3 protein-coding genes are annotated in these 2,286 nt (G+C 71.7%); 2 read left to right on the top strand and 1 reads right to left on the bottom strand.

Translation table 11 applies throughout. The annotated features are described in order from the left end of the window. On the bottom strand, positions 1–903 hold a 903-nt coding region (locus SACHA_RS21620), incomplete at its 3' end, for an EamA family transporter (protein WP_019809770.1). 101 nt (positions 904–1,004) lie between these two features. Here SACHA_RS21620 and SACHA_RS0111280 point away from each other — a divergent pair. Both SACHA_RS0111280 and SACHA_RS26610 read left to right on the top strand, forming a co-directional pair. Further along, on the top strand, positions 1,005–2,108 hold the full coding sequence (locus tag SACHA_RS0111280) for a hypothetical protein (RefSeq protein WP_019809772.1): 1,104 nt from the start codon (positions 1,005–1,007) through the stop codon (positions 2,106–2,108). Positions 2,109–2,125: 17 nt separating this feature from the next. Next, on the top strand, positions 2,126–2,286 hold a 161-nt coding region (locus SACHA_RS26610; protein ID WP_039738750.1), incomplete at its 3' end, for a LysR family transcriptional regulator.

The following is a 2,286-nucleotide window of genomic DNA, read 5'->3' on the forward strand; positions in this document are numbered from 1 at the left end:
GGGGCCACCGCGTGGGCGGGCACCCGCACCCCCGGTCGTCCGCCCGCGCAGTGACCCGACGAGCACGCCCGCCACCACGACGACGCTCGCCGCGAGCTCCACGGGAGTGGGGCGCTCGCCCAGGACCGCGAACGCGAGGCTGAGGCCCACCACGGGCACCAGCAGCGAGAACGGGGCCACCACCCCGGCCGGGTTCCGCCGCATCAGCGTCGTCCAGATACCCGATCCGGCGACGGTGCCCAGCAGCACGACGTAGGCGAACGCGCCGAGACCGATCAGCCCGTCGCCGGTGAACACGGTGGAGACCGCGGCCCACTGTGCCCGCGGGCCCTCGAACAGCACCGACAGCACGAACATCGGCAGCGGGGGCACGACGGCGCTCCACAGCACGAAGTGCAGCGCATTCGCCGGCTCGGCCCGACGGGCGCACAGGTTGCCGATCGCCCAGCTGAGCGCGGCGAACACGGTGAGCAGCACCGGGAGCACGGCAGCGTATTCGGCGCGCTGCCAGGCGATCGCGGTCATCCCGGCGACGGCGAGCACGATGCCGGTCACCTGACGGCCGGTGAGCCGCTCCCGCAGGAGCACGGCGCCGAGCAGCACCGTGAACGGAGCCGAGGCCTGCAACACCAGCGACGCCAGCCCGGTCGGCATCCCCAGGTCGAGGCCGACGAACAGGAACGCGAACTGTCCGGTACCGAACCCGAGTCCGTACCCGATCAGCCAGCGTGGACGCACCTTCGGCCACGGCACGAGCAGCATCGTCGGTACCGCGATCACCAGGAACCGCAGCGATCCGGCCAGCAGCGGCGGGAAGTGCGTGAGCATCGCGTGGATCGCGAGGAAATTGCAGCCCCACAGGACAGCGGTGAGCACGGCGAGCAGACGGTCCCGGACAGCCATGAACCCAGCCTGACCCGCGACCACGCTGAAGCACCAGCGAAATGATCTGCACATACGATGAAGTGCCACTTGATGAACGTGCGCTCTCGTACACTGTGCGTGTGAACACGGTTCGTGTCCGACAGCGCATACTCAGTGGGAACCCGCCGCGCACGGACCACGGCGCCTGGACGACCGTCGGGTGCCGACCCGCCGGGGAGCCGGGGGACGCCGCCGGCGGTGACCCGGTCGCGTGCGGCGGTTCCGGGTCCTTCCTGACCGCACCGTGGGTACGGCTACTTCGCGCGTCGGAGGGCCGACGAATCGTCGTCGGCCAGGCACGGGTCACCGTCGCGGCCGACGGCCGCACGGACGTGACCGTCGCGGTGACCGCCGTCTGGGACGAGGCCGACGGGTGGCATCGGGAGTCGACCGGCACCGTGCGGCTCGACGACCTGCTTCCGGCTGCGTTGGCGGAACCCGCGCACCCCGTCCCCGACGAAACCGAGGCGCGGGCGGTGACCGTGGCGAAGGCGGTCACCGAGGGCTCCCGCAACGAGGTGTTGCGCCTCAGAGAACTGCGCTACGAGTCGGAACGGCGGGTCGCCGACCTGCTCGCCCGGCGGCGGACCGTCTCCCTGCGGCGGGCGCTGGCCGACGTGGTGGAACTGTCGATGGCGGTCAACCGGGCACGGGACCAGGCCCGCGAGGCCCTGCGGGAGCGGATGCATCTGTGGCTGTGGCACCCCGGGGTGTACGACGCACCCGAGTCGGCATCCCGAGGCGCGAGAAGGGATGCCGATCCGCCGTGGATGCGGACGCACCGGGCCGCGCTCCGGCACTGCGAGGCGATCGATGTCGAACTCGCCGAGGAGGGCAGCCGTCTGCACGGTCTTCTGAACAGCATGTCCACCTTCGCTGTCGCCCAGGACGGTGAGGCCCAGCAGCGGTTCAACCTGTTCGCGGCGGTCGCGGCGGCGGGGTTGGGGCTCCCCGCGCTGATTCTGTCGTTCTACGGTGCCGAACCGTTCCTGCCGTTGAACAGTGTGGACCGTGCGTGGCGGGCGCTGGTACCGGTCGCGGTGACCGTGCTCGTGGCGGTGCTGTTCGGTCTACGCCGGCTGCCCGGCCGCCGCAAACCACGGGACTACCTGCTCGGGTTCGGCTTCGTGGCGGCACTGCTGATCGTGCTGTTCGTGGCCGGTGCACTCGCGCCCGGGGGCTGAGGTGGTTCACTGCCGGGATGGACGTCGAGAGGCTGCGGGCGCTGCGGGAGTTCGCGGACCGGGGCAGTGTCACGGCCACCGCCGAGGCGTTGCACCGCACCCCGTCGGCGGTGTCGCAGCAGTTGCGGGCGTTGCAGGCCGAGGCCGGGGTGCCGTTGACCGAGCCCGCCGGGCGCGG

Origin of the sequence: Saccharomonospora halophila 8 (genome assembly GCF_000383775.1) — a bacterium.
GTDB lineage: Bacteria > Actinomycetota > Actinomycetes > Mycobacteriales > Pseudonocardiaceae > Saccharomonospora > Saccharomonospora halophila.